Here is a 26,707-nt window from a genome sequence, read left to right as displayed (position 1 = left end):
CAGCAGGCGATTTTGCTGATGGATAAATAGGGGAATAGATATAAATATAAATGGAGGTGGATGGGTGAATGAATATAGAGGAGATTATCGCAGGATTGGGCAGCAGGACACCGGCCATCCTGGGAAGCAATAAATTTATAAACTATTCAGTTCTCGTACCGCTGATTGAAAAAGAAGACGGTGTCCATGTCCTTTTTGAGGTCCGGTCCATGGAAATGCGCAGGCAGCCGGGGGAGATTTGTTTTCCGGGGGGCAGGGTCGACAGATCGGATCCGGACGTGAAGCATACAGCAATCAGGGAAACAACCGAAGAGCTGGGAATCCCCATGGATGAAATTAGAGGGACAGTTCCCCTTGACTATATGGTATCCCCGTTTGGCATGATCATCTACCCTTTTGCAGGAATGCTGAAGCCTTCCCGGCCTTTCCAGGTGAACCCGAAAGAGGTGGGGGAAGTATTCACCGTACCGCTTTCCTATCTGCTGAAGGCAAAGCCTGAAATTTATAAAATGAATTTCAGGCTGGAACCGGAAAACGGTTTTCCTTTCGACCGGATTGCCGGCGGCGAAAACTATAATTGGCAGACAAGGTCAATGGAAGAATGCTTTTACTATTTTGAGGATAAGGTCATTTGGGGTTTGACCGCCCGGATCCTGCAGCATTTTATAGAGATTGTCAATGAACTGCCGGAACAGAAATAGGCCCTTCCTGATGGAAAGGCCGCCGGGTTACATAACCCGTTTGGCACCCAGATATTTCTTCGCCCAATAAGAGTCTGTCAGCTTTACAACGGTGACGCCTTTTTTGACGGTAACAGCGAAGAATTGATTGTGACCGGCATAGATGCCCACGAAGGAAGCCTTTTTGCTGCTGCCGCCGGCTGTGTTAAAAAAGACAAGGTCACCCGGCTTCAGGTCTTTCTTCTGAATGGTTTTCCCTGTTTGCTGCATTGCGGCAGAAGTCCTCGGAAGCTTAACGCCTGCTTTGCCGTACACATGCTGAACAAAACCGGAGGCATCAAATCCTTTTTCTGATGTGCCGCCGTATTTGTATTTGATTTTTGCATGGGTAAGCGCATCTGCATATTCAATGACGACATTTAGTTTTTGTTCAACATTCAGTTTTGGCTGGAGCTTCCCGAAAGTATCGGTGAAAACGTCTGCTGATGCACCTGCTGAATGGAAGGACAATCCTGCCATCAGCACAGAAGCGGCAGCAAGGCCTTTGAATAGATTCTTTTTCATTTGAATTCCTTCTTTCTTTGGTTTGTCTTCATTGGTAATTGTAAATGGCAGCGGGAAAAAAATCGTTAAGCATTGTTTACAGTTTCAGTGAATAGGCGTTACCTTTCTGTAATTTTTTTTAGCAGCAGAAACAGTCCGGCCAGCTTTCTATTTCAGCTTACTTGTGTCAAAATAAAGGAAGAAATCGTGTTTATTTAGGAGGTTCTTGTAATGAAGGTTGCAATTGCTTCAGATCATGGCGGAGTGAATATCCGCGAAGAAATGAAACATTTGATGGAAGAAATGGGCATTGAATATGAAGATTTCGGCTGCGAGTGCGGCGTCTCCTTTGATTATCCGGACTATGCGCTTCCTGTAGCGGAGAAGGTGGCATCAGGCGAATTTGATAAAGGAATCCTGATCTGCGGGACAGGGATTGGAATGAGCATTTCCGCCAACAAGGTGAAGGGCATCCGCTGTGCACTGGTCCATGATGTATTCAGTGCCAAAGCGACCCGCCAGCATAATGACAGCAATATCCTTGCCATGGGCGAGCGTGTGATCGGACCGGGACTTGCCCGGGAAATAGCGAAAACCTGGCTAGAAACCGAGTTTGAAGGCGGACGCCATGCGAACCGGATCGGAAAAATCAAAACCTACGAAGATCTATAAGCAACTGGAAGGGTGATACCATGTTCGAAGAGATTCAGACTGAATTGAGAGAAATCCTGGATGAGTTCGGCGGACAGGTGGCGCTTAACGAAAACAGCGTGCTTGTGGTCGGCTGCAGCACAAGTGAAGTAATCGGCAAAAGGATCGGCACATCCGGCACAGATGAAGCCGCGGCCATCCTCTTTGAAGAGCTAAAGAATTTTGCCGAACGGACAGGGGCCAGACTCGCCTTCCAGTGCTGCGAGCATCTGAACAGGGCGCTCGTTGTGGAAAGGCAGACTGCGGATCAGAAGAATCTTGAAGAAGTATCAGTCGTACCGGTGCGCCAGGCCGGAGGTGCCATGGCCTCATATGCATACAGGCAATTCAAGGACCCGGCCGTCGTCGAATTCATCAAGGCCGACGCCGGCATCGACATCGGCGACACCCTCATCGGCATGCACCTGAAGCATGTAGCAGTTCCAATCAGAACCAAACAAAAAAGCATCGGCAGCGCCCACGTCACCCTCGCCTCCACAAGACCAAAACTCATCGGCGGAAGGCGCGCCGTGTATGAGAGGCTGCCGGAGAATGAATCGTGTTAAGATGAAAGATATCTTTTTTAGAGAAAGGAGTACGGGTAAAATTACACGTACTCCTTTTTGATTTGTAGAGAGACTGCCTGGTACCGCAAACCTGCAAAAAATTTTTAAAACCCTGTTGATTGGAGCGGAAGGCACGAAGACTCCTGTGGGAGATAGCGGCAGAGCTGAGACCCCGCAGCGCGCAAGCGTGAGGAGGCTCAGCGCCGCCCCGCGGAAAGCGAAGTGCCTGCAGCGGAAATCAACAGCCTCATTAACAAGTAGAAATCCTATGTATCAGCAGCCATTCAAGCAAGTCTATAAGTGGAAAAGACCAGCCTGATACCGGAAACTTGCCATAAAATTTTTAAAACCCTGTTGATTGCAGTGGAAGGCACGAAGACTCCTCATAAAATGCTGCGCATTTTCTTCGTGCGATGAAGTTTCGAAGGAGCGGATTCAACGTCCTGCGGGAAATAGCGGAAAAGTTGAACCCCACAGCGCGCAGCGCGGGGAGGCTCAACTCCGCCCCGCGGAAAGTAAAGTGCCTGGAACGGAAATCAACAGCTCCATAAATAAATATAAATCTATGTATTTAGCAGCCATTCCAAGGCTGTTTTTTATTTTTCCTAAAAAACCTGTAACAAATAGCAACCCCCTGCGTTATCATTATAGCCATTCAAAGAAAGGAGGGAAAAAACAGTTGGACGCCCGCAGAAAAGAAAAACTCGATGACCTATACTCACACTATGCAAAACCACTTTACTACTACCTGCTCAAGCTTTCCGGCTCAGACCATCTGGCCGAAGAACTTGTCCAGGAAACTTTCGTGCGTGCAACTGTTTCACTCTCCTTTTACCAGCAGGAGGATGTGCGGGCCTGGCTGTTCAAGGTGGCCCGGAATGCCTACTTGGACGAATGGCGAAAACGGCAGCGGCGCAAATGGGTGCCGTTTGCAGACTATCTTTTTTCAAAAGAAGAGATGCTCAGCCCATACGGCTTGCCGGAAGAAGAAGCCCTGGCTGCCGAGCTGGAGCAGGACGCCGCTGACATGCTGAGGCTGCTGCCGGAAAAATACCGGACGGTCCTCTATTTAAGAGAATATGAGCATTTCAGCTATAAGGAAATACAGGAAGCGCTTGACCTGACAGAAAGCCAGGTGAAGGTTGATCTTCATCGTGCCAGGAAAAAGCTCGCTGTAATCGCAGAAAAGAAAGGATGGAAAAAGGATGGCAGACTGGAGCCCTGATAAAGAAAAGAAAATCCTGACGAAATACCGTTTTGCCCTGACTTTCCGAGTAGTCAAAGTCCTGATTGCTGCATTATTTATCTTCTGGATATATATGCTGGCCGTCACAATCAGCTATGACAGCCTGCACCTGGATCGGAAACATATTTTTTACACCCAGCTGGCGATGGATTGGACCCAGCCGAATATCCATAAAGACTTTGGCGGATTCGCACAGTCGGAAATCACACCATTTTTCACACAGAAGATTTCTTATCCTGTAACAAGGCGAGTCGGCAAAGAAGAACAGCCAGCGGGTGAAATGCAGATCAGGAAAGGGTTATTGAACAGCTATTCGGCGCGCACGCTTTCCTATTATCAGCCAGATCAGGAAGGGGGTTTCCGTTTCTACTTTCCTGAAGACCCGAAGACAGGAGGGAAACTGGATGCCGAGGACGATAATGGCATTTGGGAGGCCTTGGATAAGGTTCATGAGGGAACGGTGGCAGAGGCAGCTTTTTCGACAGACCGGTTTATGGAGCCGGAGGAGCTCTTCGCTCTCCTTGAGCCGTATGACTTGGATGTCCTGTGGATGCCTTTGTATACAGGGGAATTAAAGACTTTTAAAGGAAACAAAGGCAGCGGCGGCAATTCCATTTCTCCGATTCCTGCCTTCGGTTTGACGGGCGGAAGGGAAATCAGCAATGACCGCATGTCAGAAAGTGAATACGAGTTTACACAGGAAATGCTCGGCAGAAATAAGGAGCTGATGCTCGGACAGATGGAGAAGCTTCTAAAAGAAGAGCGGAAAAGCTATTATGAGAGATTCCTCGGACTAGGCTATCTTGAAGAAAGGCATGCTTATCTGAAAGAAAATGGCTTTCAGGTATACGGAGCTGTTGTAACGGGGCCAGTCAAGGAGCTGCTGAAGCTGAGAGAGGTAAAAGAGCTGCGCGGCGCCCAGCTTGGCGAGATGGATTACTGGAACTGGACGGAATAATCAAAGAGCCCCGCCTGTTTTTGGCGGGGTGTTGAAGTTGGGTTCCTTTTTAAAACCAAAACATGATAGAATGTAAGAGGATTTTACAAAAAAAAGCATACATATGTAGTTTTTCAAAAAGGGAGGATTACAATGAAGCATTTAGCACAGCAGGATGAGCAGGTTTTTCAATCGATTCAGGATGAATTGAAGCGCCAGAGAACGAAGATCGAATTAATAGCTTCCGAGAATTTTGTCAGTGAAGCGGTGATGGAAGCGCAAGGGTCTGTATTGACCAATAAATACGCCGAAGGCTATCCGGGCAGACGCTATTATGGCGGCTGCGAGCATGTCGATGTGACGGAAAATCTGGCGCGCGACCGTGCGAAGCAGATTTTCGGGGCAGAGCATGCCAATGTCCAGCCTCACTCAGGCGCGCAGGCGAATATGGCTGTTTATTTCACGATCCTTGAAACAGGGGATACTGTCCTAGGCATGAACCTGTCCCATGGCGGACACCTCACCCACGGCAGCCCTGTCAACTTTTCAGGCATCCAGTACAACTTTGTTGAATACGGGGTGGATAAAGAAACGCACCGAATCAATTATGATGATGTCCTTGAAAAAGCGCGCGAGCATAAGCCGAAGCTGATTGTAGCCGGTGCAAGTGCCTATCCGCGTGAAATCGACTTCAAGCGTTTCCGGGAAATCGCCGATGAAGTCGGTGCTTACCTGATGGTCGACATGGCCCATATTGCCGGCCTGGTCGCAGCGGGACTCCACCAAAATCCTGTGCCATATGCTGACTTTGTAACAACCACTACACATAAAACATTGCGCGGACCGCGCGGCGGCATGATCCTTTGCCGTGAAGAATTCGCGAAGAAGATCGATAAGTCTATCTTCCCTGGCATCCAGGGCGGCCCATTGATGCACGTGATTGCAGCCAAGGCTGTCGCATTCGGCGAAGCACTGCAGGACAGCTTCAAGGATTATGCGCAAAGTATCATTAATAACGCTAAATCACTGGGAGAAGGACTGAAAGAGGAAGGCATCGACCTCGTTTCCGGCGGTACGGACAATCACCTTCTTCTGATCGATCTCCGCTCCCTTGGCCTGACAGGCAAAGTGGCTGAAAAGGTGCTTGATGAAATTGGCATCACTGTTAATAAAAATACGATTCCATTCGATCCGGAAAGCCCGTTTGTTACCAGCGGCATCCGCATCGGAACAGCTGCAGTTACTTCCCGCGGCTTCGGCGAGAAAGAGATGAAGGAAATCGCATCCCTGATTGCCTTCACCCTCAAGAACCATGAAGACGAAGCAAAGCTTGCAGAAGCAAGCAGCCGTGTTGAGGAACTCACAGGCAGATTCATCCTTTATAAAGAGCTTTAAAATGGAGGGCCTTCCTTTGCGGGGGGCTCTTTTTGCGGAGAGCAGCGAAGACTCATTACGAATTATTAACAATTTCTGCTCTCAGTTGCCCTTGCATTTATTTTTCTGTAAAATTAGACGAAGTGTAAACGAAACATAGCGAAGAATAAAGGAGAGATTTTCAATGGCAAAAGTATACGTCTTTGATCACCCGCTCATTCAGCACAAGCTTACATACATCAGAGAAAAAAACACTGGCACGAAAGAGTTCCGCGAACTGGTTGATGAGGTCGCAACACTTATGGCCTTTGAAATCACACGCGACATGCCTTTGGAAGAAATAGAAATTGAAACTCCTGTCAGCGTAACAAAATCAAATGTCCTTTCCGGCAAAAAGCTTGGAATCGTGCCAATCCTGCGTGCGGGAATCGGCATGGTGGACGGCATCTTAAAGCTGATCCCTGCTGCCAAGGTAGGGCATATCGGCCTTTACCGCGATCCGGAAACACTTCAGCCGGTTGAATACTATGCCAAGCTGCCAAGCGATGTAGAGGAAAGGGACTTCATCGTAGTCGATCCAATGCTTGCGACAGGCGGATCTGCCATTGAAGCGATGCATTCCCTGAAAAAACGCGGCGCAAAAAACATTAAATTCATGTGCCTGGTTGCTGCCCCTGAAGGTGTGGAAGCAGTGAAAGAAGCACATCCAGACGTAGACATCTACATTGCTGCACTTGACGAAAAGCTGAACGAAAAAGGCTATGTTGTACCAGGCCTTGGCGACGCTGGCGACCGTTTGTTTGGAACTAAATAAGAAGAGGTGTCTTACATGAATCGTCCTATTAAAGTCATGACTATTTTCGGGACAAGGCCGGAAGCCATCAAGATGGCTCCGCTCGTCCTTGAACTTCAGAAGCACCCGGAACACTTTGAATCGATCGTTACGGTTACGGCGCAGCACCGCCAAATGCTTGACCAGGTGCTGGGTATCTTCAGCATCACGCCTGATTATGACCTGAATATCATGAAAGACCGCCAGACGCTGGTCGATGTAACGACCAGAGGGCTTGAAGGCCTTGATAAGGTCATGAAGGAAGCGAAGCCTGATATCGTCCTTGTCCACGGTGATACAACGACGACTTTCATCGCAAGCCTTGCTGCTTTCTACAACCAGATCACGGTTGGCCACGTGGAAGCAGGTCTGCGTACATGGAATAAGTACTCTCCGTTCCCGGAAGAAATGAACCGCCAGCTGACAGGCGTCATGGCGGATATCCACTTCTCGCCTACAGCCATGTCTGCAGAAAACCTTCTCCGGGAAAACAAGAAAAATGAAAGCATCTTTGTGACAGGCAACACAGCCATCGATGCACTGAAAACGACCGTCAAGGATGCCTACTCGCATGAAGTGCTTGAAAAGCTTGGCCATGACAGACTTGTCCTCCTGACGGCCCACCGCCGTGAAAACCTTGGTCAGCCGATGAGGAATATGTTCAAGGCAATCAAGCGGATCGTGGAAGAGCAGCAGGATATTCAAGTGGTATATCCTGTCCACTTGAACCCGGCTGTAAGGGAAGTGGCGGACGAAATCCTTGGAAATGACCCGCGCATTCACTTGATCGAGCCGCTGGATGTTATTGACTTCCATAACTTCGCCTCCAGGGCAGAGCTGATCCTTACCGATTCAGGCGGAGTACAGGAAGAAGCTCCGTCACTCGGCGTTCCTGTGCTTGTCCTGCGTGATACAACAGAAAGGCCTGAAGGAATTGATGCCGGCACTCTCAAGCTTGCCGGTGTTGAAGAACAGCCGATCTATGAAATGGCAACAGAACTTCTCACAAACCGGGCAGCCTACGAAAAAATGGCCAAAGCCACCAACCCGTACGGAGACGGAAACGCCTCTGCCCGGATCGGAGAAGCCATCCGTTACTATTTCAAACAGACAGAAGAAAGACCGGAAGATTATAATCCGAATTAATGGGACCGGCCGCGGAAATGCGGCTGGTTTTTTTAGTTGTTTTGTTAGCGGTAAATGTAATGCGGAAAAATTAAACCGGAAAGTGGGTGGAATCACCGCAGATCTGGGGCGAATAAATAAGAAAGTAGGGCGAATCACTTAAAATGGCATGTGGTTTTTGGCGATAAATGTAAGGTGGAAAAATTAACCCGAAAGTGGGTGGAATCACCGCAAATCTGGGGCGAATAAATAAGAAAGTAGGGCGAATCACTTAAAATGGCATGTGGTTTTTGGCGATAAATGTAAGATGGAAAAATTAAACCGGAAAGTAGGTGGAATCACCGCAAATCTGGGGCGAATAAATAAGAAAGTAGGGCGATTCACTTAAAATGGCATATGGTTTTTGGCGATAAATGCAAGATGGAAATATTAAACCGGAAAGTGGGTGGAATCACCGCAGATCTGGGGCGAATAAATGGAATAGTAGGGCGAATCACTTAAAAAATGGGAATAATCATTAATGGTGTTCGGAGATTCAGAGAAGATTTTACCACCTGGAGGAGGATTTATGCCTCAGAAACACGAATACATTCTCAAAACTATACGATCCCAAGAGGTGAATGCCCATATGATTGCCAAAAAAAGAGTCGTTCCTTTAAAAATCAGGCAGCTTGAGGCATTGTTGAGAAGATTGCCGCCCAATCATCCGAAAATCCCCCTGATTGAACAGGACCTCATCAAGCGCCGCGCCGGTTACCGCGGAGAAAAGAATGTAGACTACCACCTCTCCTTCCTGCCGGATGAATATCTCATATTTCATGGCCTCCGTTTAGTGCATCAGCATCCTTTCCAGATAGATACCCTCATACTTGCTCCCTCATTTATCACAGCAGCTGAAATCAAGAACATTTCCGGCACGCTATTTTTTGAAAAGCACTCCCAGCAAGTAATCAGACAGTCCAGCAAAGGGGAGGACGGGTTTTCCAATCCACTGCTTCAAGTCCAGCGGCATAAAGTTCAGCTGCAAGGTTGGATGGAGAAGATGAAACTTCCAGAACTGCCGATCGAGCTGCTGGTCATCATCAGTTCCAATTCCACGATCATCAAAACCAACCCAGGTAATGAACACATTTACAAAACCTTGATCCATGCAGAACAGCTGCCTGGCAAGCTGGAAAAACTAGAACTTTCCTCTCCTTCACTAATTCTTAGCAGCAAAGAGCTGAACAAAGTGAAAAGATTACTGCTGAAAAACCACGATCCACTTTTTACATCTATCCTGGAATCATATAAAATTTCGCCTGAAGAAATCATCCGCGGAATCCAATGTCCTGGGTGCGAGCAGTATTCAATGTCCCGAATGTATGGCGGATGGATTTGCCAAGCGTGCTCCGGCGAGTCGAAAAATGCCCACATCCGCGCTATTCTCGACTATTTTCTATTGCTGGAAAACTCCATTACCAGCCAGCAATGCAGGAATTTCCTATATACGATTCCAAAAAGAATATTTATAAATTTCTGTCTTCACTCAACCTCCAATCCTCCGGCACCACCAAAAACCGCCTATACCATTCCCCCTCGGAAGAAAACTGGGAGGACCTCGAAAACCTCCTGAATACTCCCGCCCTTCAAGACAAACCATAAGGAAAAATGCCGAAAGGAGCCTCCCATGAAAAAAATCTTCCTCATCATCAGTCTGTTTGCGCTTATGCTCAGTCCTCATGTGAATGCAAGGACATTACAAATCCCTCCGCTTCCGGCTGAACCGGAGGATGCAGAGCGTGTGGCAATTGTCCTGATGAAAGAAGGGCAAACCGAACAGGATCGGAATATCCTTCTCCGGCAGTACCCGGATTTAATTCTTAGGCAAAGTTTCCAGGAGGCATTGAACGGTTTTTCAGTAAAGGGTCCGGTCAAATCGCTGGACCGGCTTGCCAAAGAAGAGGAAGTCCAAACCATATCCCAGGCGGTCTCTTATCAGGCAGAAAGTGAGGATGGCATCAGCCTGATTGGGAGTCATACAGTCAGGGGGCTGTTTGATGAAAAGGGGGAGCGGCTGTCGGGGAAGGGTGTTACAATCGGTGTGATTGATACGGGAATTGATTATAATCATCCGGACCTGCGGAGGAATTACGCCGGAGGGCGTGACCTGGTGGACCAGGATGATGATCCGATGGAAACGGTGAGGACGGCAGGAGAGGATACTTTTCACGGTACCCATGTAGCAGGAGTGATTGCAGCCAATGGCAAAATGAGGGGAGTGGCGCCAGATGCAAAGATTATTGCCTACCGTGCGCTCGGTCCAGGCGGTGCGGGTACAACAGAGCAGGTGATTGCAGCCATTGAACAGGCCATAAAGGATAAAGTCGACATCCTGAATCTATCGCTCGGCAACAGTGTCAATGGCCCGGACCTGCCCATTAGCCTGGCCTTGAATAAGGCAGTCGATAAGGGCATTACCGCTGTCACTTCGTCTGGAAACTCAGGACCGAATACCTGGACAGTCGGCTCGCCGGGTACTGCCTCTAAAGCGATATCCGTCGGCGCCTCTACGCCAATGCTCCAGATTCCCTATCTTGATTTCGGCAGCGGAAAGAAAGTAAAACTGAATCCCCTTCAAGGCTCTTCTCTCTGGAATTTAGACCGCTCCTATGAGCTGGCGTTAGGCGGGCTTGGAAATCCTGAAGAGCTTAAGAGGATAAAAGGGAAGATTGCCCTCATTCAGAGGGGTGGCCTTACTTTTTCACAAAAAGCCAAAAATGCAAGGCAGGCAGGCGCGATCGCAGTCATTATCTACAATAATACAGACGGAAGCTTTGCAGGCAATCTTGAGGAGGATGCCGGCCTTCCGGTTGTGTCGCTCTCTAAGCAGGATGGGGACCAGCTGAAGAAGCGCCTGCAGGAAGAAACGGTGCTGGCCCGGACATATATAATAGAAGAAAAGGATATTCTTGCCGATTTCAGCTCACGCGGACCTGTGACCGATACTTGGGAAATCAAGCCGGATGTACTTGCCCCGGGTGTGGCTATCAGCAGTACGGTTCCCGGGGGGTATTTGCCATTGCAGGGAACAAGTATGGCTTCCCCCCATGTTGCAGGTGCATGTGCGCTGATTAAACAGGCCCATCCTGATTGGAGTCCGGAAGAAATCAAAGCCTCGCTCATGAATACGGCTCTGCCTCTTTATAATGAAGAAGGCATGCTGTACAGGACTTATGAACAGGGGGCAGGCCGAATCCAGGTCGAAGACGCGGTGAAGGCTCCTGCCTTAGTGACGCCTGCTTCACTTCAGTTTGGCAAGTTCAAGATAGCCGGGCGTGAGAATGAGCATGTCCGGTATCTGACTGTTAAAAATACAGGCAGCCGAACAGAATCGTATTCATTCACTGTACCTGCTAACATAAGCGGGATTGAATGGGAGATGCCGCTCGCCTTTCGCCTTGAACCCGGCGGGAAAAAGAAGGTCGCTATCAAGATGAGAATAGACCCGGAAGAATTCAAACAGAAAATTCATGATGGGCGGCTTGTCCTGAACGCTGGAGGCAGGAAAGTCGGCATCCCGTATTTGTATGTCCTCGAAGAGCCGGATTACCCGCGTGTCATGGGGTTCGATTTTGGCAGGGGAGACAATGGAGGGAGCTATCGCTATGAAGTCTACCTTCCCGGGGGAGCGGAAGAATTCGGTATTGCGCTGTTTGATCCTGATACACTCCGGTTCGTCCAGTTCCTTGACTGGAAGAGGGGAGCAGGCAAAGGCCAGATCCGCAAGGAATTAGCAAACGATGATCTGCCTCCGGACGGCGTCTACATTGCTCAGGTCTTTGCAAGGAAAGCCGGCAGGCAGGATATGATTGAGGCCTATCTGGAGGTAAGAAAAGAAGAGGAAGAGGGTGCGATTGGAGCGAGATAATACCTCGCTCCAATTGCAAGTTATTATTCGAAAAAAAATTCGAAAATAGTGTGAACAAAGACTTTTCCGTTACTGGAGTTTGTGAACTTTTTCACTCCGAATGCATTGACATTGACAGATGCCTATTGTATGCTTACAAAGGGTATAAAATGATAGGGTTTTCACAGATTTCATGCGGAAGAAAATAACCGCAATCTGCATGATATCAACAATGAAAACACTTACCTCAATTCAAACACCATTCTCTTTTCACTAGCAGGAAACCCTGCATTCTCAAGACATAAATACGTCAAAGGAATACATTTCCAGTGTGGAGGATGCGTTATCATGCGTCGAAAAGACCGCCACCCGTTTCAAGCCATGGCTTTAATGTCCGCCATCCTTTCCCAATTAGTAGGCTCCGTCCTGATCGGCATCTTCCTTGGAAGATGGCTTGATGATGTGATTGGAACCGAGCCGTTATTCCTGATAGTCGGATTGCTTATAGGATTGGCCGCAGGGACTTATGCCATGCTTCACCTGGTCAGACGTTTCTTTACAGGAGACTAACAGCCTATGCCAGACCTCAAAACAATGTTTATACGGCAGCGCAAATACATATTCCTACTGCTGTCAGTCTATGTTCTCGGCTGGGGGTTCACCTCTTATCAATCTATTTTTATGGGGCTGATAGTGGGGACAAGCCTGAGCCTGTTCAATTTATGGCTGATGGTAAGGAAGACGGACCAGTTTGGGGAAGCGGCAGCGAATGGCCAAAGGATGCGGTCTCTCGGGATGCTGTCGAGGATGGCGACGGCAGTGCTTGCCGTCATGATCAGCATGAAGTACCCGGATGAGGTGCACCTGATCAGCGTAGTTCTGGGATTAATGACATCATATATTGTCATTATGATAGATTATTTTCTTCAACTTTTTGTTTTACGTAAATAGCCGGGAAGAGAGGTGAATACTGTGCATCATGAAGCACCTATAGTTGAATTTCTTGGTTTGAACTTCAACTTGGCAAACATGTTGATGATTACAGTTGCCAGTGCCATTGTTTTCATCATCGCTGTTCTTTCCACTCGTACGCTCGCCATGAAACCAACCGGAATGCAGAACTTTTTCGAATGGGTCATGGATTTTGTAAAAAACATCATCAACAGTACGATGGACTGGAAAGATGGCGGAAGATTCCATATCCTTGGAATCACCATTATTATGTATGTTTTTGTTTCAAATATGCTGGGGCTTCCGTTCTCCGTGGTCATCAATGACCAATTATGGTGGAAATCGCCTACAGCAGACCCTGCCGTAACGCTGACTTTGGCAGTTATGGTGGTTGGATTGTCGCACTATTACGGTGTAAAGCTTCGGGGAGTAGGGGAATACGGAAAAGAATTTTTCCGTCCATTCTGGTTCATGTTCCCGATCAAGATCATCGAGGAGTTTGCCAACACGCTTACACTCGGCCTTCGTCTTTATGGTAACATCTATGCGGGTGAAATCCTGCTGACACTGATTGCCGGAAGCCTGGCAACAGGGTGGGTCGGACATCTGGCCGCGATTGTACCAATGCTTGCATGGCAAGGGTTCTCAATATTTGTCGGCGCGATCCAGGCATTTATTTTCTGTATGTTAACAATGGTTTATCTCTCCCATAAAGTGAGCTCTGACCATTAATATATACCTGTTCATTCTATGAACAAAACATTCAAACACTATATTATTTTATACAATCCTAAGGAGGAAATTTATAATGGGTCTTTTAGCAGCAGCAATTGCAATTGGTTTGGCAGCACTAGGTGCCGGTATTGGTAACGGTCTTATCGTATCACGTACAGTTGAGGGGATTGCCCGTCAGCCGGAAGCTCGCGGAATGCTTCAAACAACTATGTTCATCGGGGTAGCGTTAGTTGAGGCCGTGCCGATCATCGCAGTTGTTATCGCGTTCATGGTTATTGGTCAATAATTATAAGCAGTACACATAATGGCGAAGATCATGGATGTGACCCTTCGCCATTCCTTTATGCCCAGGTGCGGATGCGCCTTAATCTTGGAGGTCCGCTTAGCCTGTGCAGGCGGATGCAAACTGGCTTTTTGAATCTGAAAGAACCGAATTCATATGATGAAATTCGTTAACTTGTTGATAGGGAAAGTGGAAGACTCTTGAAGGGAGTGAATCGAGGGTGTTAGCAAGCAATTTAGTATTAGGCGCTGCAGAAGGCGCAGCACATACAGCATTCAACGGCGGGGATATCTTATTCCAGCTGGCTATGTTTATCATTTTGTTGGCATTGCTCAAGAAATTTGCATGGGGTCCTTTAATGGGCATCATGAAACAGCGTGAAGAGCATATTGCCAATGAAATCGGCGCGGCTGAACAAAGCCGTGTTGAAGCAAATAAGCTTCTGGAAGAGCAGAGAAGCCTTCTGAAAGAAGCACGCACAGACGCTCAGAACCTGATCGAAGGTGCGAAGAAGCAAGGCGACGTGCAGCGCGAGGAAATCATCGCCGCAGCGCGTGCTGAAGCAGAGCGCGTCAAAGAATCAGCTAAGCTGGAAATCGATCAGCAGAAAGAAAAAGCAGTTGCCGCAATCCGGGAGCAGGTTGCTTCACTGTCTGTCCTTATTGCTTCCAAGGTTATTGAGAAGGAACTGAGTGCAGCAGACCAGGAAAAGCTGATCAATGAATACATTCAAGAGGCAGGAGAAAACCGATGAGCGGCTCTACAGTAGCAAAGCGCTATGCGTTGGCTCTGTTCCAGCTTGCGAATGAACATCAGCTTCTTGGCCAAATGGAAGAAGACCTTCGCATCGTCAAAGATGTCGTAAACAATAATAAGGGCCTGGATGCAGTCCTGAAATCCCCGAAACTCGAGAATGATGAGAAGAAAGGGATCATCAAAACTGCCTTCGCGTCTGTTAATCCTTTAGTACTTAATACACTTATGCTATTGATTGACCGCCACCGTGAAGATCAATTCTCTGATCTTGCGGAGGAATTCATCAGCCTTGCGAATGACGCAAGGGGCATTGCGGAAGCAAAGGTCTACTCAGTCCGTCCGCTGACAGAGGCTGAGAGCAGCGAGCTATCTGCTGCATTTGCATCAAGGGTCGGAAAAACGTCCCTCCGCATCGAGAATATCGTGGACCCGGGCCTGCTCGGCGGCATCAAGCTCCGCATCGGAAACAGGATTTTCGACGGCAGCATGCGCGGCAAGCTGGAACGCCTGGAACGTCAATTATTAAGCTGAGATTTATAGATAGGGGTGAAACTCATGAGCATCAAAGCTGAAGAAATCAGTGCGCTGATAAAAAAGCAGATCGAAAACTATCAGTCGGAAATTCAAGTGAGTGATGTAGGTACAGTTATCCAGATCGGTGACGGTATCGCCCGTGCTCATGGCCTCGACAATGTCATGGCTGGAGAACTTGTTGAATTTTCAAACGGCGTTATGGGTATGGCACAAAACCTTGAAGAAAATAACGTCGGTATTATCATCCTTGGCCCATATACTGAAATCCGTGAGGGAGATGAGGTCCGCCGTACGGGCCGCATCATGGAGGTTCCTGTAGGACCTGAGCTGATCGGGCGCGTAGTCAACCCGCTTGGACAGCCTGTTGATGGCATGGGGCCAATCAATACAACTGTAACACGTCCGATCGAAAGCCCTGCACCAGGCGTAATGGACCGTAAATCTGTTCATGAGCCGCTGCAGACTGGTATCAAAGCGATCGACGCCCTCGTGCCAATCGGGCGCGGACAGCGTGAGCTTATCATCGGTGACCGCCAGACTGGTAAAACTTCCGTTGCCATCGATACAATCCTGAACCAGAAGGACCAGGATATGGTATGTATCTATGTAGCAATCGGACAAAAAGAATCTACTGTACGTAATGCAGTAGAAACGCTCCGCAAGACTGGTGCATTAGAGTACACAATCGTTGTGACAGCTTCTGCATCACAGCCTGCTCCATTATTGTTCCTTGCTCCTTATGCAGGTGTAACAATGGGTGAAGAATTCATGTACAATGGCAAGCACGTTCTTGTCGTATATGATGATCTTACAAAACAAGCAGCTGCTTACCGTGAGCTTTCACTATTATTGCGCCGTCCTCCAGGACGTGAAGCATATCCAGGGGATGTATTCTACCTGCACAGCCGCCTTCTTGAGCGTGCTGCAAAGCTGAGCGATGCGAAGGGAGCAGGTTCAATCACTGCACTTCCTTTCATTGAAACACAGGCAGGGGATGTATCTGCATACATTCCAACTAACGTTATCTCCATCACGGACGGACAAATCTTCCTTCAGTCTGACCTGTTCTTCTCAGGCGTACGCCCTGCGATCAACGCTGGTCTTTCTGTATCACGCGTCGGCGGATCTGCACAGATCAAAGCCATGAAAAAGGTATCCGGTACACTGCGTCTGGACCTTGCATCATACCGTGAGCTGGAAGCATTCGCCCAGTTCGGATCTGATCTTGATAAAGCAACACAAGCGAAGCTTAACCGCGGTGCCCGTACAGTTGAGGTACTGAAGCAGGATCTTAACAAGCCGCTTAAGGTTGAAAAGCAGGTAGCCATCCTGTATGCATTGACACGCGGCTTCCTAGACGATATCCCTGTCCAGGACATCCGCCGTTTCGAAGCTGAATTCCTTACATGGCTTGACCATAACAAGAAAGATTTGTTAGACCATATCGCTACAACGAAAGAGCTTCCTGCTGACGATGATATGGCTTCTGCGATCAACAGCTTCAAAAAGACTTTCGCAGTAACCGAGTAATAGCGCAAGTCCCCCAAGCAGAAAAAGCCTGATTCAGGCTTTTTCCCTTGAGGATGGATATCGCTGTTAAAGGTCTGACAATAGAAGGGCTGCCGGGGCTGCTCCTATGCGGGCAGGCTCTCAGCCTGACATTCTTTGAAAAGGGTGGTGAGAACCTGTGGCATCATTGCGCGATATAAAAAATAGGATCACTTCTACAAAGAAGACGAGCCAAATCACAAAGGCCATGCAAATGGTATCTGCGGCAAAAATGAACCGTGCAGAAATGAATGCTAAATCATTCGTTCCCTACATGGAAAAAATCCAGGAAGTTACTGCCAGCATCGCACTGGGAAGCACTGACGTATCCCATCCAATGCTGACATCCCGTCCCGTTAAAAAGACAGGATACCTGGTCATCACTTCCGACCGCGGATTGGCCGGGGCATACAACAGCAATATTTTGCGGACTGTATACCAGACCATCCAAAAACGCCATAAATCAAGTGATGAGTATGCAATCATCGCCATCGGCCGCATTGGGCGCGATTTTTTCAGGAAGCGCGGCATGAACGTCATCCTGGATATCGTGGCAGTTGCGGACCAGCCTGCTTTTGCGGAGATCAAAGATATCGCCAGCAAAACAGTCGGCATGTTTTCAGACGAAACATTTGATGAACTATATATCTACTACAGCCACTATGTCAGTGCAATTCAGCAGGATGTAACAGAGAAGAAGCTTCTCCCGCTGACGGATATTTCTTCTTCCGGCGGAAAGCTTACATCCTATGAATTCGAGCCTTCTGCAGAAGATATTCTGGAAGTTCTCCTTCCGCAATATGCAGAAAGCCTGATCTATGGCGCGCTGCTGGACAGCAAGGCCAGTGAGCACGCGGCCCGTATGACAGCGATGCAGAGTGCGACGGATAATGCGAAGGAGCTTATCAATTCGCTTAGCCTAAGCTACAACCGTGCGCGTCAGGCGGCCATTACCCAGGAAATTACCGAAATCGTCGGCGGCGCGGCAGCGCTGGAATAATAAATGCCAGTCCTGGACGCTTATAGAAGCTGCTGCTTAGGTGCCTTCACTGCTGATGGCGCCATAGCATCTGCATCTTACGGCACAGGCCAGGCAAGCAAGATAGAGATGCCCGACTGATATCATGCCAGGCGCAATCCTCTATTGAATTGAAATATTAGGAGGGAAAATGATGAACAAAGGACGCGTTCTTCAAATCATGGGTCCGGTTGTTGACGTAAAGTTTGACAGCGGCGAGCTTCCGCAAATCTACAATGCTTTAACAATCTCAGTCCCTGCGCGTAACGAATCTGAAGTTGCAATCAGCTTAACCCTTGAAGTTGCCCTTCACTTAGGTGATGATACAGTTCGTACTATTGCCATGGCTTCTACTGACGGCTTAACCCGTGGTGCTGAAGTTATTGACACTGGTGCACCTATCTCTGTACCAGTTGGGGATATCACTCTTGGACGTGTATTCAACGTACTTGGTGAAACAATCGACCTTGATCCGGCACTCCAAGCCGGCATCCGTCGCGACTCCATCCACAGGGAAGCACCTAAATTCGAGCAGCTTTCAACTGAGGTTGAAATCCTTGAAACTGGAATTAAAGTAGTAGACCTTCTTGCACCTTACATCAAAGGTGGTAAAATCGGTCTATTCGGTGGTGCCGGTGTAGGTAAAACCGTTCTGATCCAGGAATTGATCAACAATATCGCCCAAGAGCACGGCGGTATCTCCGTATTCGCCGGTGTCGGCGAGCGTACACGTGAAGGTAATGACCTTTACCACGAGATGACCGACTCAGGCGTAATCAAGAAAACGGCGATGGTATTCGGCCAGATGAACGAGCCGCCGGGAGCGCGTATGCGTGTTGCCCTGACAGGTTTGACAATGGCTGAATTCTTCCGTGATGACCAAGGACAGGACGTTCTTTTCTTCATGGATAACATCTTCCGTTTCACACAGGCAGGTTCTGAGGTTTCCGCCCTGTTAGGCCGTATGCCTTCAGCGGTAGGTTACCAGCCGACCCTTGCAACAGAAATGGGACGCCTTCAGGAACGTATCACATCTACTAACGTAGGTTCTGTTACTTCCATCCAGGCAATCTATGTACCAGCCGATGACTATACGGATCCGGCTCCAGCAACAACGTTCGCTCACTTGGATGCGACGACTAACCTTGAGCGTAAGCTTTCTGAGATGGGTATCTACCCTGCGGTGGATCCTCTTGCTTCAACTTCCCGTGCCCTGTCACCGGAAATCGTTGGAGAAGAACACTACTCAGTAGCGCGCCAGGTTCAATCAACGCTTCAGCGTTACAGAGAACTTCAGGATATCATCGCGATCCTCGGTATGGATGAGCTTTCTGACGAAGACAAGCTTGTTGTACACCGTGCACGCCGTATCCAGTTCTATCTATCACAGAACTTCCACGTTGCCGAGCAGTTCACTGGCCAGAAAGGTTCTTACGTTCCGGTTAAAGAAACTGTTAAAGGCTTCAAAGAAATTCTTGAAGGCAAATACGACCATCTTCCAGAAGATGCTTTCCGCCTTGTCGGAACGATCGAAGACGTGCTTGAAAATGCGAAAAGCATGGGCGTAGAGGTCTAATTTCGGACCAGGAGGGTAAAAAATGAAGACGATCAAAGTCAGTGTTGTTACTCCCGATGGCCCGGTGTACGAATCAGATGTGGACATGGTCAGCACCAAAGCTCAAAGCGGCGAGCTTGGCATCCTGCCTGGACATATTCCAATGGTCGCACCGCTGCAAATTGGAGCCGTCCGCCTGAAGAATGGCGGAAATACTGAACTCTTGGCAGTCAATGGCGGCTTCATCGAAGTCCGTCCGGATCAAGTAACGATCCTAGCGCAATCCGCTGAGCAATCAGAAGGAATTGACATCGAGCGTGCCAAAAGCGCCAAACAGCGCGCCGAACAGCGCCTCGCCGATCAAAAGCGTGACAACATCGACGCCAAACGGGCCGAACTAGCCCTCCAAAGGGCAGTTAACCGTATTTCAGTTGCTGAAAGAAGAATATAATTAAAAACCTCCGGTAAATGCCGGGGGTTTTTTCTTTTGCTCTTTTCGTAAATATGTTGCTTTTAATGATTACAAGGAGTAAATTTCATTTTTGGGTACTGGATGAAGAGAGTCTTATTCTTCGCTGCAGGATAGTGAAAGAATGGTTTTGAATAAAAGGAAGTCGTATCCTTACTTGAGTGAGTGACAGCAATCTTTATGATAAGCGGAGATTTTCCGGTTATGCAGCTGAACATGGCTCGGTCGGGTGTAAATAAGCGGAGAAATTCCAGTTAAGAAGACTGAAGTTGCCTATTAACCTGTTTTTTGAGTCGAGAGCCGGAATTTCTCCCTTTATTTTAGCTATTTTTAGAGAATTATTTAAAATAGAGGGATTTTCTCCGTTTATTTTTTCGTCAAGAATCCATAAAAATCATAAAAAACCCTGTTGATTGCAGTGGAAGGCACGAAGACTCCTGTGGGAGATAGCGGCAGAACTGAGACCCCGCAACGCGCAAGCGCGAGGAGGCTCAGCGCCGCCCCACGGAAAGCGAAGTGCCTGCAACGGAAATCAGCAGCCCCATACCAATAGAAAACCAAGGACATAAATTGTTTATACCCTATCTTAAGTGTCTGCCGGAGTTTTTTAAGTAAATAGTTTGTAGCTCCTCAGTGATCTTTTCATAAATCCATTAAAATTAAAAAACCCTGTTGATTGCAGCGGAGATCAGCAGCCCCATACCAATAGAAAGCCAAGGACATAAATTGTTTATACCTTATCTTAAGTGACTGTCGGAGTTTTTTAAGTAAATAGTTTTAGCTCCTCAGTGATCTTTTCATAAATCCATCAAAATTTTAAAAAACCTGTTGATTGCAGTGGAAGGCACGCAGACTCCTGCGGGATTGAAGCGAAAATGTTGAGACCCCGCAGCGCGCAAGCGCGAGGAGGCTCAACTTCGCCCCGCGGAAAGCGAAGTGCCTGTAACGGAAATCAACAGCCCCATTATCATCAGAACCCCATCCTTCAACCGAATATGCTATCTTACTAACCCCCAGTTCCTTATATCACAAAAACTTAGGTCATAACTCCAACGATTCTGCGTAAAATGTACAAGGGCCTTAATATTTCCAAATAATACATAAGCTTTATCGACAGTAAAAACCAACGATGCTATAATGATAACGATTACATTTCTAAAAGTTTTGAAAATTCATATGTTTCGGGAGGAAAAGACATGGATTTGCTGAACTTATACCAAAATAACTATCTGATTGTCTTCGTATTTCTATGTCTAGGTGTCCTGCTTCCAGTGGTCGCATTATTCATGGGAAAGCTCCTTCGCCCCAGCAAGCCGTCAGAAGCAAAGTACACCACATATGAAAGCGGAATTGAACCATTCCATGATTCAAGGGTGCAGTTCAATGTCCGCTATTATATTTTTGCCCTCATGTTTGTCATCTTCGATGTTGAAACCGTATTTTTATACCCCTGGGCCGTCGCCTATGAAAAACTCGGAATATTTGCCCTGATTGAAATGCTCATTTTTACCATCATGCTGGTCATCGGACTAATCTACGCATGGAAGAAGAAGGTGCTCAAATGGACTTAAAGCTTGAGAATATCACACCAGAAGAAATGCAGGAACTGCAGAGGAACGTATTTATGGCCACCCTTGAACAAATCAAAGCCTGGGCCAGAAGCAACTCATTATGGCCTATGACCTTCGGGCTCGCCTGCTGTGCAATTGAAATGATGGGGGTAGGTTCCTCCCACTATGACCTGGACCGGTTCGGCTCATTTTTCCGTACCTCGCCGCGCCAATCGGACGTCATGATCGTATCCGGTACCGTCACAAAGAAGATGGCTCCGATTGTCCGCCGCCTGTATGATCAGATGCCTGAGCCTAAATGGGTCATTGCCATGGGTTCATGTGCAACTGCAGGAGGGCCATATGTAAAGTCCTATTCAGTTGTAAAAGGCGTTGACCAGATTGTTCCGGTGGATGTATACATACCGGGCTGTCCGCCAAATCCGGCAGCCCTGATTTACGGAATCAACAAGCTGAAGGAAAAAATCCGATATGAAGCAAAGACCGGGAAGCGGGTGATCTAGGCTTATGGGCGATGAAAAGGATAAAGAGCAGCTGAAGAAAGAGGCAGCAGAAAAGGCCAAAGCAATCGCCAAAAAGCGGCTTGAAGAAAAGCGGGCAGCTGAACAGGCTGAACTAAAAGAAGCTCCAAATCAAGAGGAAGACCTGGCGAAGAAAAAAGCCGCCGCAGCAGCCGAGGCAAAAGCCGCAGCTTTAGCGAAAAGAAAAGCCAAGGAACAGGAAGCCGATACAGAGACCCCAACTCCAGAAGAACCTCAAGAAGATGACCTGGCGAAGAAAAAGGCAGCTGCAGCAGCCAAAGCGAAGGCCGCAGCCCTTGCTAAAAAGAAAGCCAAGGAACAGGAAGCCGGGACAGAGACCCCAACTCCAGAGGAATCTCAAGAAGATGACCTGGCGAAGAAAAAGGCAGCCGCAGCAGCCAAAGCGAAGGCCGCAGCCCTTGCTAAAAAGAAAGCCAAGGAACAGGAAGCTCAGACAGAGGCCTCTGCTCCAGATGAGCCGGAAGATGATCTTGCCAAAAAGAAAGCCGCCGCAGCAGCCAAAGCAAAGGCCGCAGCCCTCGCCAAAATGAAAGCAAAGGAACAGGAATCAGGAGGGGAAGCAGCAGGGGACGAGGATCTTGCCAAGAAAAAAGCCGCAGCCGCTTCAAAAGCCAAGGCAGCCGCCGCGGCAAAGGCAAAAGCGGCAGCTATGGCAAAGCAAGCCGGTGAGTCTGGTACAGATGACGAAAAGGCAAAAGCTATTGCAGCCGCTAAGGCGAAGGCAGCGGCAGCAGCCAAAGCAAAAGCCGCTGCTGCCGCGAAAGCTTCAGGAGCCGGCGCTGATGATGAAAAAGCAAAAGCGATTGCCGCGGCCAAGGCGAAAGCCGCAGCAGCAGCCAAAGCAAGATCTGCTTCAGGCGCAAAGCCGGCCGCAGAGCCTGAAGCAGAACAGAAGCCTTCCGTAAACCAGCCTTTCCTTGATCTGTACAACCAGGTAATTGAAGAACATCTCGGAGGGGACGTATTGGAAGACTCCTATATTAATAGGCTTTCGAAGGATGTTCCGACTCTTGTCGCAAGGCAGGATACATATTTCAAGATTGCAGAGTTCCTGCGCTATAACGAGCAGCTGGGCTTTGACTATCTTTCCGAGCTCCACGGTACTGACTTTGAAACCCATATGGAGGTCTATGTACATTTGTATTCTTATAAAAACCGCCAGACGGTGGCATTGAAAACAAAGATAGACCGTTCAGACCCTGCTATTGAATCGCTGGCTCCTTTATGGGCGGGGGCGAATTGGCCGGAGTGCGAGGCATATGACCTGCTCGGCATCAGCTTCAAGGGTCATCCAGGCTTGTACCGGATCATGCTCGGGGAAGAATGGGTCGGCCATCCGCTCCGAAAAGATTATGAACCCTATGATGTGGAGGTGTAGCCGATGCTGCGAACAGAGGAAATGCTCCTGAATGTCGGGCCGCAGCACCCCAGTACACACGGTGTTTTCAGGCTCGTCCTCAAAATAGACGGAGAAATCATTAAAGAAGCGAAGCCTGTCATCGGCTACCTGCACAGAGGTACAGAAAAGCTGGCAGAAAATCTTCAGTATACGCAAATCATCCCTTATACAGACAGGATGGACTATCTTGCTGCCATGACGAATAACTATGTGATTGTCCATGCAGTGGAAACGATGATGAACATCGAAATCCCGGAGCGGGCCGAATACCTTCGCGTGATCTCGATGGAGCTCGGCAGAATTGCAAGCCATCTCGTATGGTGGGGAACCTATCTGCTCGATATCGGGGCGGTTAGCCCGTTCCTGTATGCCTTCCGCGAACGGGAAATGATCATCAATATGCTCAACGAGCTGTGCGGTGCCAGGCTGACCTTTAACTATATGCGTGTCGGAGGCGTTAAATGGGATGCCCCGGAAGGCTGGATCGAAAAGGTCAAAGAATTTGTCCCTTACATGAGGGAGCAGCTGAAAGGCTATCACGATCTTGTCACAGGAAATGAAATTTTCATGAACCGTGTAAAAGGAGTGGGCACCTACACGAAAGAGGAAGCCCTCAGCTATTCGCTGAGCGGCGCCAATCTTAGGTGTACAGGCGTCAAATGGGATCTCCGCAAGGATGAACCATACTCCATCTATGACCGCTTCCAATTCGATGTGCCTGTCCGGGAAGGCGGGGATGCCTGGGCCCGCTATCATTGCCGCCTTGAGGAAATAGAAGAGTCTCTTAAAATACTGGAGCAGGCCGCAGAGCAATTTCCTCAGGCTGGGGACTTCATAGCAAAGGTTCCGAAAATCATCAAAGCGCCGAAGGGTGAAGCCTTCGTAAGGATTGAATCGCCACGCGGCGAGATTGGCTGCTATATTGCCAGCAACGGGAAAAAAGAGCCGTACCGCCTGAAATTCAGAAGGCCATCCTTCTATAATCTGCAGATTCTTCCCAAGCTCCTGGAGGGGGAGAATATCGCAAATCTGATTGCTATTTTAGGAGCGATTGATATTGTACTAGGGGAGGTGGACGGCTGATGGTCAATGAACTGCTCCGTTCAGAACCTGGCCTTCTGAACTTTGGCATCTTTTTCGCGCTCGCTGCGGTCCTTTTGCTCGTAGTGCTAGGTTTTGTCACCTATGCCATCCTGGCCGAACGGAAAGTAATGGGCTTTATGCAGCTCAGGCAGGGACCGAACCAGGTCGGCGGGCGGTGGGGCCTGCTGCAGACAGTGGCTGACGTGCTGAAGCTGCTGATAAAAGAGGACACCATCCCGAAGCTGGCCGACCGTCCGCTGTTCATCCTGGCACCGGTCATTGCCTTCACGCCGGCCTTTATGGTCCTGGCGGTCATCCCGTTCACGGATAAATTCCAGTTCGCCGACATTGGCGTCGGGCTGCTCTACTATATTGCCATCTCCGGTTTGACGACGATCGGGATTGTGACCGGGGGATGGGCATCCAATAATAAATACGCGCTCCTCGGTGGCATGAGGGCGGCCGCACAGATGATTTCCTATGAAATCCCTCTCGTCATGTCTGTGCTCGGTATCGTACTCCTGACAGGGAGCCTGAATCTCAATGAAATAGTCGAGGCTCAGCGGGGCGGCTGGTTCATCATTTGGCAGCCGGTGGCGTTCATCATCTTCATCATCGCATCAGTAGCAGAGCTGAACCGGGCGCCTTTTGATCTCCCGGAAGCGGAATCGGAGCTTGTTGCCGGCTTCCATGTGGAATATTCAGGGTTTCGATGGGCATTTTTCATGCTCGCGGAATATGTGTATTTTTTCGCAATGGCTTCCCTGACCACGGTGCTGTTTCTCGGAGGCTGGCTCCCGCTGCCATTCCTTGGCTTCATTCCCGGAGCAGTCTGGTTTGCACTTAAGTTCAGCCTGGTTGTCTTCCTGCTCATCTGGTTCAGGGTCACCTTCCCCCGCATACGCGCCGACCAGCTGATGGAGTTCGGCTGGAAGGTGCTGCTGCCGGCTGCCCTGGCAAATATCTTCCTGACCGCGATCATTAAAGAGCTGATCAGATTCTTCTAACATGCAGCCCGGCGCAGATGCCGGGAATGCCGCTTATATTCCAGACTGATAGAAAGGGTGAAAAAGCATGCTGGGACTGGCAAAGGGACTCAAATATACCCTTAGTAATCTGGCAAGAAAAAAAGTCACCTATAATTATCCGAAAGAGCCGCTGCCGCTTCCGGACCGGTTCAGGGGCATCCAGAAATTCTATCCGGAAAAATGCATCGTCTGCAATCAGTGCGCCAATATCTGCCCGACAGACTGCATCCAGCTGACAGGCAAGAAGCATCCTGACCCTGCAAAAAAAGGGAAAATCATTGACACCTATGACATCAATTTCGAGATCTGCATTTTATGCGACCTGTGTACAGAGGTATGCCCGACAGAAGCAATCATCATGACGAATAACTTCGAGCTGGCAGAATACAGCCGGGATGAGCTGTTCAAAAACCTTGAATGGCTTGATGAAAATGATGAAAACATACGGCAGGTGAATAAAGCATGACATTTACAGGAGAGCTGCTTGCCTTTTTGGGGCTGGCCATCGCTGCAGTGACCGGGGGCATCCTGCTGATCAACCTTGAAAAAGTGGTCCATATGGTGGTCGCGCTCGTCTTTACTTTTATCAGCATAGCGGGCATTTATATCCTTTTGTCTGCTGAATTCATTGCCGTTGTCCAGGTGCTGATCTACTCGGGTGCCATCACGATCATTATGCTGTTTGGCATCATGCTTACCCGCCATCATGACGAGAGCGGGCAGAAAGCCGGCCGACTGCGCAGGATTCTATTATTTCTGGCGATCCTGGCCTTTGCCTTCAGTGTGTATATCGGCATCTACAACCTGGATTTTCCGGAGCAGGAGGTGCTGCTTCATGAAAACAATACAGAGCAAATCGGGATCAGCTTATTCTCCGAATTTGTCATTCCGTTTGAACTGACATCAGTGGTGCTCCTGGTCGCTTTAGTCGGGGCCATTGTCCTGTCGAGGAAGGATGATGAGGAAACGGAGGAGGATGGAAGATGACAGGTGTACCTGTTTCAGCTTATCTCGCGCTGGCACTCATCTTATTTTGCATCGGACTATACGGGGCCCTTACGAAACGGAATACCGTCATCGTCCTCATTTCCATTGAGCTGATGCTGAATGCGGTCAATATCAATCTTGTCGCGTTCAGCAAATATGGGATGGTCCCGTCAATCACAGGACAGGTATTCGCCTTATTTGCCATAGCTGTTGCTGCAGCGGAAGCGGCGGTAGGCCTCGCCATCCTCATTTCTCTTTACCGCAGCCGCAGGACGGTCAACATCGATGAAATGGATACGATGAAACATTAGCTCTTAGGAAAAATCAGCGGATGTCCGCTGGATCGGAACAAGCAGATAGAAAGAG

The 26,707-nt window shown here is 48.6% G+C and carries 29 protein-coding genes; 28 read left to right on the top strand and 1 reads right to left on the bottom strand.

Annotation, left to right across the window (positions count from 1 at the left end):
• Positions 1-68 precede the first annotated feature (68 nt).
• Positions 69-701, top strand: coding sequence for an NUDIX hydrolase (locus tag N288_RS22115; RefSeq protein ID WP_009792617.1), 633 nt, complete (start codon positions 69-71; stop codon positions 699-701).
• Between the two features lie 27 nt (positions 702-728).
• On the opposite strand, the gene N288_RS24440 is transcribed toward N288_RS22115, so the two are convergent.
• The gene (locus N288_RS24440) at positions 729-1,244 is read right to left on the bottom strand and encodes a C40 family peptidase (RefSeq protein ID WP_009792618.1); all 516 of its coding nucleotides are present in this window, start codon (positions 1,242-1,244) and stop codon (positions 729-731) included.
• Positions 1,245-1,454: 210 nt separating this feature from the next.
• Here N288_RS24440 and rpiB point away from each other — a divergent pair, with 210 nt between their 5' ends.
• The 27 genes from rpiB (at position 1,455) to nuoK (ending at position 26,652) form a co-directional block, all read left to right on the top strand.
• Positions 1,455-1,895 (top strand): ribose 5-phosphate isomerase B, encoded by a 441-nt coding sequence (rpiB, locus tag N288_RS22105; RefSeq protein WP_009792619.1) that lies wholly within the window; start codon positions 1,455-1,457, stop codon positions 1,893-1,895.
• Positions 1,896-1,915: 20 nt separating this feature from the next.
• Positions 1,916-2,479, top strand: coding sequence for a TIGR01440 family protein (locus tag N288_RS22100; RefSeq protein ID WP_009792620.1), 564 nt, complete (start codon positions 1,916-1,918; stop codon positions 2,477-2,479).
• A 679-nt stretch (positions 2,480-3,158) separates the two neighbouring features.
• Positions 3,159-3,704 carry a sigma-70 family RNA polymerase sigma factor gene (locus N288_RS22095; protein WP_035402039.1) on the top strand — a complete coding sequence of 182 codons (546 nt, stop codon included), beginning with the start codon at positions 3,159-3,161 and terminating at the stop codon, positions 3,702-3,704.
• Positions 3,685-4,683: an anti-sigma factor gene (locus N288_RS22090; RefSeq protein WP_009792622.1), complete on the top strand. Its 999-nt coding sequence runs from the start codon at positions 3,685-3,687 to the stop codon at positions 4,681-4,683. The genes N288_RS22095 and N288_RS22090 overlap by 20 nt, the downstream gene beginning before the upstream one ends.
• A 132-nt stretch (positions 4,684-4,815) precedes the next feature.
• On the top strand, positions 4,816-6,057 hold the full coding sequence (locus tag N288_RS22085) for a serine hydroxymethyltransferase (RefSeq protein WP_009792623.1): 1,242 nt from the start codon (positions 4,816-4,818) through the stop codon (positions 6,055-6,057).
• Positions 6,058-6,220: 163 nt separating this feature from the next.
• Positions 6,221-6,850 (top strand): uracil phosphoribosyltransferase, encoded by a 630-nt coding sequence (gene upp / locus N288_RS22080; protein ID WP_009792624.1) that lies wholly within the window; start codon positions 6,221-6,223, stop codon positions 6,848-6,850.
• Positions 6,851-6,865: 15 nt separating this feature from the next.
• Positions 6,866-8,014 (top strand): non-hydrolyzing UDP-N-acetylglucosamine 2-epimerase, encoded by a 1,149-nt coding sequence (gene wecB / locus N288_RS22075; protein ID WP_022544502.1) that lies wholly within the window; start codon positions 6,866-6,868, stop codon positions 8,012-8,014.
• 607 nt (positions 8,015-8,621) lie between these two features.
• Positions 8,622-9,608, top strand: coding sequence for a nuclease-related domain-containing protein (locus N288_RS22070; RefSeq protein WP_022544501.1), 987 nt, complete (start codon positions 8,622-8,624; stop codon positions 9,606-9,608).
• Positions 9,609-9,662: 54 nt separating this feature from the next.
• A complete protein-coding gene (locus N288_RS22065) occupies positions 9,663-11,903 on the top strand; it encodes a S8 family serine peptidase (protein ID WP_009792627.1) in 2,241 nt (746 codons plus the stop codon).
• 327 nt (positions 11,904-12,230) lie between these two features.
• Entirely contained in the window at positions 12,231-12,452 is a 222-nt protein-coding gene (locus N288_RS22060) for an AtpZ/AtpI family protein (protein WP_022544500.1), read from the top strand.
• Positions 12,453-12,458: 6 nt separating this feature from the next.
• Complete coding sequence (locus N288_RS22055) at positions 12,459-12,833, top strand: ATP synthase subunit I (protein WP_009792629.1); 375 nt, start codon at positions 12,459-12,461, stop codon at positions 12,831-12,833.
• Between the two features lie 21 nt (positions 12,834-12,854).
• Positions 12,855-13,565: a F0F1 ATP synthase subunit A gene (atpB, locus tag N288_RS22050; RefSeq protein WP_009792630.1), complete on the top strand. Its 711-nt coding sequence runs from the start codon at positions 12,855-12,857 to the stop codon at positions 13,563-13,565.
• A 76-nt stretch (positions 13,566-13,641) separates the two neighbouring features.
• Positions 13,642-13,854, top strand: coding sequence for a F0F1 ATP synthase subunit C (gene atpE / locus N288_RS22045; RefSeq protein ID WP_009792631.1), 213 nt, complete (start codon positions 13,642-13,644; stop codon positions 13,852-13,854).
• A 217-nt stretch (positions 13,855-14,071) separates the two neighbouring features.
• A complete protein-coding gene (atpF, locus tag N288_RS22040) occupies positions 14,072-14,605 on the top strand; it encodes a F0F1 ATP synthase subunit B (protein WP_009792632.1) in 534 nt (177 codons plus the stop codon).
• The gene (locus N288_RS22035; protein ID WP_009792633.1) at positions 14,602-15,138 is read left to right on the top strand and encodes a F0F1 ATP synthase subunit delta; all 537 of its coding nucleotides are present in this window, start codon (positions 14,602-14,604) and stop codon (positions 15,136-15,138) included. The genes atpF and N288_RS22035 overlap by 4 nt, the downstream gene beginning before the upstream one ends.
• Before the next feature lie 24 nt (positions 15,139-15,162).
• A complete protein-coding gene (gene atpA, locus N288_RS22030; protein WP_009792634.1) occupies positions 15,163-16,671 on the top strand; it encodes a F0F1 ATP synthase subunit alpha in 1,509 nt (502 codons plus the stop codon).
• Positions 16,672-16,828: 157 nt separating this feature from the next.
• On the top strand, positions 16,829-17,689 hold the full coding sequence (locus tag N288_RS22025; RefSeq protein ID WP_009792636.1) for a F0F1 ATP synthase subunit gamma: 861 nt from the start codon (positions 16,829-16,831) through the stop codon (positions 17,687-17,689).
• A 172-nt stretch (positions 17,690-17,861) separates the two neighbouring features.
• Complete coding sequence (gene atpD, locus N288_RS22020; protein WP_009792637.1) at positions 17,862-19,283, top strand: F0F1 ATP synthase subunit beta; 1,422 nt, start codon at positions 17,862-17,864, stop codon at positions 19,281-19,283.
• A 22-nt stretch (positions 19,284-19,305) separates the two neighbouring features.
• On the top strand, positions 19,306-19,713 hold the full coding sequence (locus tag N288_RS22015; RefSeq protein ID WP_009792638.1) for a F0F1 ATP synthase subunit epsilon: 408 nt from the start codon (positions 19,306-19,308) through the stop codon (positions 19,711-19,713).
• 1,214 nt (positions 19,714-20,927) lie between these two features.
• Positions 20,928-21,302 carry an NADH-quinone oxidoreductase subunit A gene (locus N288_RS22010; RefSeq protein WP_022544499.1) on the top strand — a complete coding sequence of 125 codons (375 nt, stop codon included), beginning with the start codon at positions 20,928-20,930 and terminating at the stop codon, positions 21,300-21,302.
• Positions 21,293-21,805, top strand: coding sequence for a NuoB/complex I 20 kDa subunit family protein (locus N288_RS22005; protein WP_022544498.1), 513 nt, complete (start codon positions 21,293-21,295; stop codon positions 21,803-21,805). The genes N288_RS22010 and N288_RS22005 overlap by 10 nt, the downstream gene beginning before the upstream one ends.
• Positions 21,806-21,809: 4 nt before the next feature.
• Positions 21,810-23,222, top strand: coding sequence for an NADH-quinone oxidoreductase subunit C (locus tag N288_RS22000; protein ID WP_009792641.1), 1,413 nt, complete (start codon positions 21,810-21,812; stop codon positions 23,220-23,222).
• Positions 23,223-23,225: 3 nt separating this feature from the next.
• Positions 23,226-24,326 carry an NADH-quinone oxidoreductase subunit D gene (locus N288_RS21995; RefSeq protein WP_009792642.1) on the top strand — a complete coding sequence of 367 codons (1,101 nt, stop codon included), beginning with the start codon at positions 23,226-23,228 and terminating at the stop codon, positions 24,324-24,326.
• Entirely contained in the window at positions 24,326-25,333 is a 1,008-nt protein-coding gene (gene nuoH / locus N288_RS21990) for an NADH-quinone oxidoreductase subunit NuoH (RefSeq protein ID WP_009792643.1), read from the top strand. The genes N288_RS21995 and nuoH overlap by 1 nt, the downstream gene beginning before the upstream one ends.
• 67 nt (positions 25,334-25,400) lie before the next feature.
• On the top strand, positions 25,401-25,820 hold the full coding sequence (gene nuoI / locus N288_RS21985) for an NADH-quinone oxidoreductase subunit NuoI (RefSeq protein WP_009792644.1): 420 nt from the start codon (positions 25,401-25,403) through the stop codon (positions 25,818-25,820).
• Positions 25,817-26,341 carry an NADH-quinone oxidoreductase subunit J gene (locus N288_RS21980; protein ID WP_009792645.1) on the top strand — a complete coding sequence of 175 codons (525 nt, stop codon included), beginning with the start codon at positions 25,817-25,819 and terminating at the stop codon, positions 26,339-26,341. Before nuoI ends, N288_RS21980 begins: the two co-directional genes overlap by 4 nt.
• Positions 26,338-26,652, top strand: coding sequence for an NADH-quinone oxidoreductase subunit NuoK (gene nuoK, locus N288_RS21975; protein ID WP_009792646.1), 315 nt, complete (start codon positions 26,338-26,340; stop codon positions 26,650-26,652). The genes N288_RS21980 and nuoK overlap by 4 nt, the downstream gene beginning before the upstream one ends.
• The last annotated feature ends 55 nt before the right edge of the window (positions 26,653-26,707 follow it).

Origin of the sequence: Bacillus infantis NRRL B-14911 (assembly GCF_000473245.1) — a bacterium.
In the GTDB taxonomy this organism is placed as follows: Bacteria; Bacillota; Bacilli; order Bacillales; family Cytobacillaceae; genus Bacillus_AB; species Bacillus_AB infantis.
Note: the sequence above shows the minus strand (reverse complement) of the source record. Positions and strands in the feature narration are given on the sequence as shown.

What these genes read in the sequence shown, in the direction of transcription:
- nuoI (WP_009792644.1), top strand. Translation starts at nt 25,401, where the DNA reads ATGCTGGGACTGGCAAAGGGACTCAAATATACCCTTAGTAATCTGGCA.
- N288_RS22015 (WP_009792638.1), top strand. Translation starts at nt 19,306, where the DNA reads ATGAAGACGATCAAAGTCAGTGTTGTTACTCCCGATGGCCCGGTGTAC.
- N288_RS22115 (WP_009792617.1), top strand. Translation starts at nt 69, where the DNA reads ATGAATATAGAGGAGATTATCGCAGGATTGGGCAGCAGGACACCGGCC.
- N288_RS22070 (WP_022544501.1), top strand. Translation starts at nt 8,622, where the DNA reads ATGATTGCCAAAAAAAGAGTCGTTCCTTTAAAAATCAGGCAGCTTGAG.
- N288_RS22100 (WP_009792620.1), top strand. Translation starts at nt 1,916, where the DNA reads ATGTTCGAAGAGATTCAGACTGAATTGAGAGAAATCCTGGATGAGTTC.
- nuoH (WP_009792643.1), top strand. Translation starts at nt 24,326, where the DNA reads ATGGTCAATGAACTGCTCCGTTCAGAACCTGGCCTTCTGAACTTTGGC.
- wecB (WP_022544502.1), top strand. Translation starts at nt 6,866, where the DNA reads ATGAATCGTCCTATTAAAGTCATGACTATTTTCGGGACAAGGCCGGAA.
- N288_RS22010 (WP_022544499.1), top strand. Translation starts at nt 20,928, where the DNA reads ATGGATTTGCTGAACTTATACCAAAATAACTATCTGATTGTCTTCGTA.
- N288_RS22005 (WP_022544498.1), top strand. Translation starts at nt 21,293, where the DNA reads ATGGACTTAAAGCTTGAGAATATCACACCAGAAGAAATGCAGGAACTG.
- N288_RS22060 (WP_022544500.1), top strand. Translation starts at nt 12,231, where the DNA reads ATGCGTCGAAAAGACCGCCACCCGTTTCAAGCCATGGCTTTAATGTCC.
- N288_RS21995 (WP_009792642.1), top strand. Translation starts at nt 23,226, where the DNA reads ATGCTGCGAACAGAGGAAATGCTCCTGAATGTCGGGCCGCAGCACCCC.
- N288_RS22035 (WP_009792633.1), top strand. Translation starts at nt 14,602, where the DNA reads ATGAGCGGCTCTACAGTAGCAAAGCGCTATGCGTTGGCTCTGTTCCAG.
- N288_RS22000 (WP_009792641.1), top strand. Translation starts at nt 21,810, where the DNA reads ATGGGCGATGAAAAGGATAAAGAGCAGCTGAAGAAAGAGGCAGCAGAA.
- atpD (WP_009792637.1), top strand. Translation starts at nt 17,862, where the DNA reads ATGAACAAAGGACGCGTTCTTCAAATCATGGGTCCGGTTGTTGACGTA.
- atpA (WP_009792634.1), top strand. Translation starts at nt 15,163, where the DNA reads ATGAGCATCAAAGCTGAAGAAATCAGTGCGCTGATAAAAAAGCAGATC.
- N288_RS22065 (WP_009792627.1), top strand. Translation starts at nt 9,663, where the DNA reads ATGAAAAAAATCTTCCTCATCATCAGTCTGTTTGCGCTTATGCTCAGT.
- N288_RS22085 (WP_009792623.1), top strand. Translation starts at nt 4,816, where the DNA reads ATGAAGCATTTAGCACAGCAGGATGAGCAGGTTTTTCAATCGATTCAG.
- atpE (WP_009792631.1), top strand. Translation starts at nt 13,642, where the DNA reads ATGGGTCTTTTAGCAGCAGCAATTGCAATTGGTTTGGCAGCACTAGGT.
- rpiB (WP_009792619.1), top strand. Translation starts at nt 1,455, where the DNA reads ATGAAGGTTGCAATTGCTTCAGATCATGGCGGAGTGAATATCCGCGAA.
- upp (WP_009792624.1), top strand. Translation starts at nt 6,221, where the DNA reads ATGGCAAAAGTATACGTCTTTGATCACCCGCTCATTCAGCACAAGCTT.
- N288_RS21980 (WP_009792645.1), top strand. Translation starts at nt 25,817, where the DNA reads ATGACATTTACAGGAGAGCTGCTTGCCTTTTTGGGGCTGGCCATCGCT.
- N288_RS22055 (WP_009792629.1), top strand. Translation starts at nt 12,459, where the DNA reads ATGCCAGACCTCAAAACAATGTTTATACGGCAGCGCAAATACATATTC.
- N288_RS22090 (WP_009792622.1), top strand. Translation starts at nt 3,685, where the DNA reads ATGGCAGACTGGAGCCCTGATAAAGAAAAGAAAATCCTGACGAAATAC.
- nuoK (WP_009792646.1), top strand. Translation starts at nt 26,338, where the DNA reads ATGACAGGTGTACCTGTTTCAGCTTATCTCGCGCTGGCACTCATCTTA.
- N288_RS24440 (WP_009792618.1), bottom strand. Translation starts at nt 1,244, where the DNA reads ATGAAAAAGAATCTATTCAAAGGCCTTGCTGCCGCTTCTGTGCTGATG.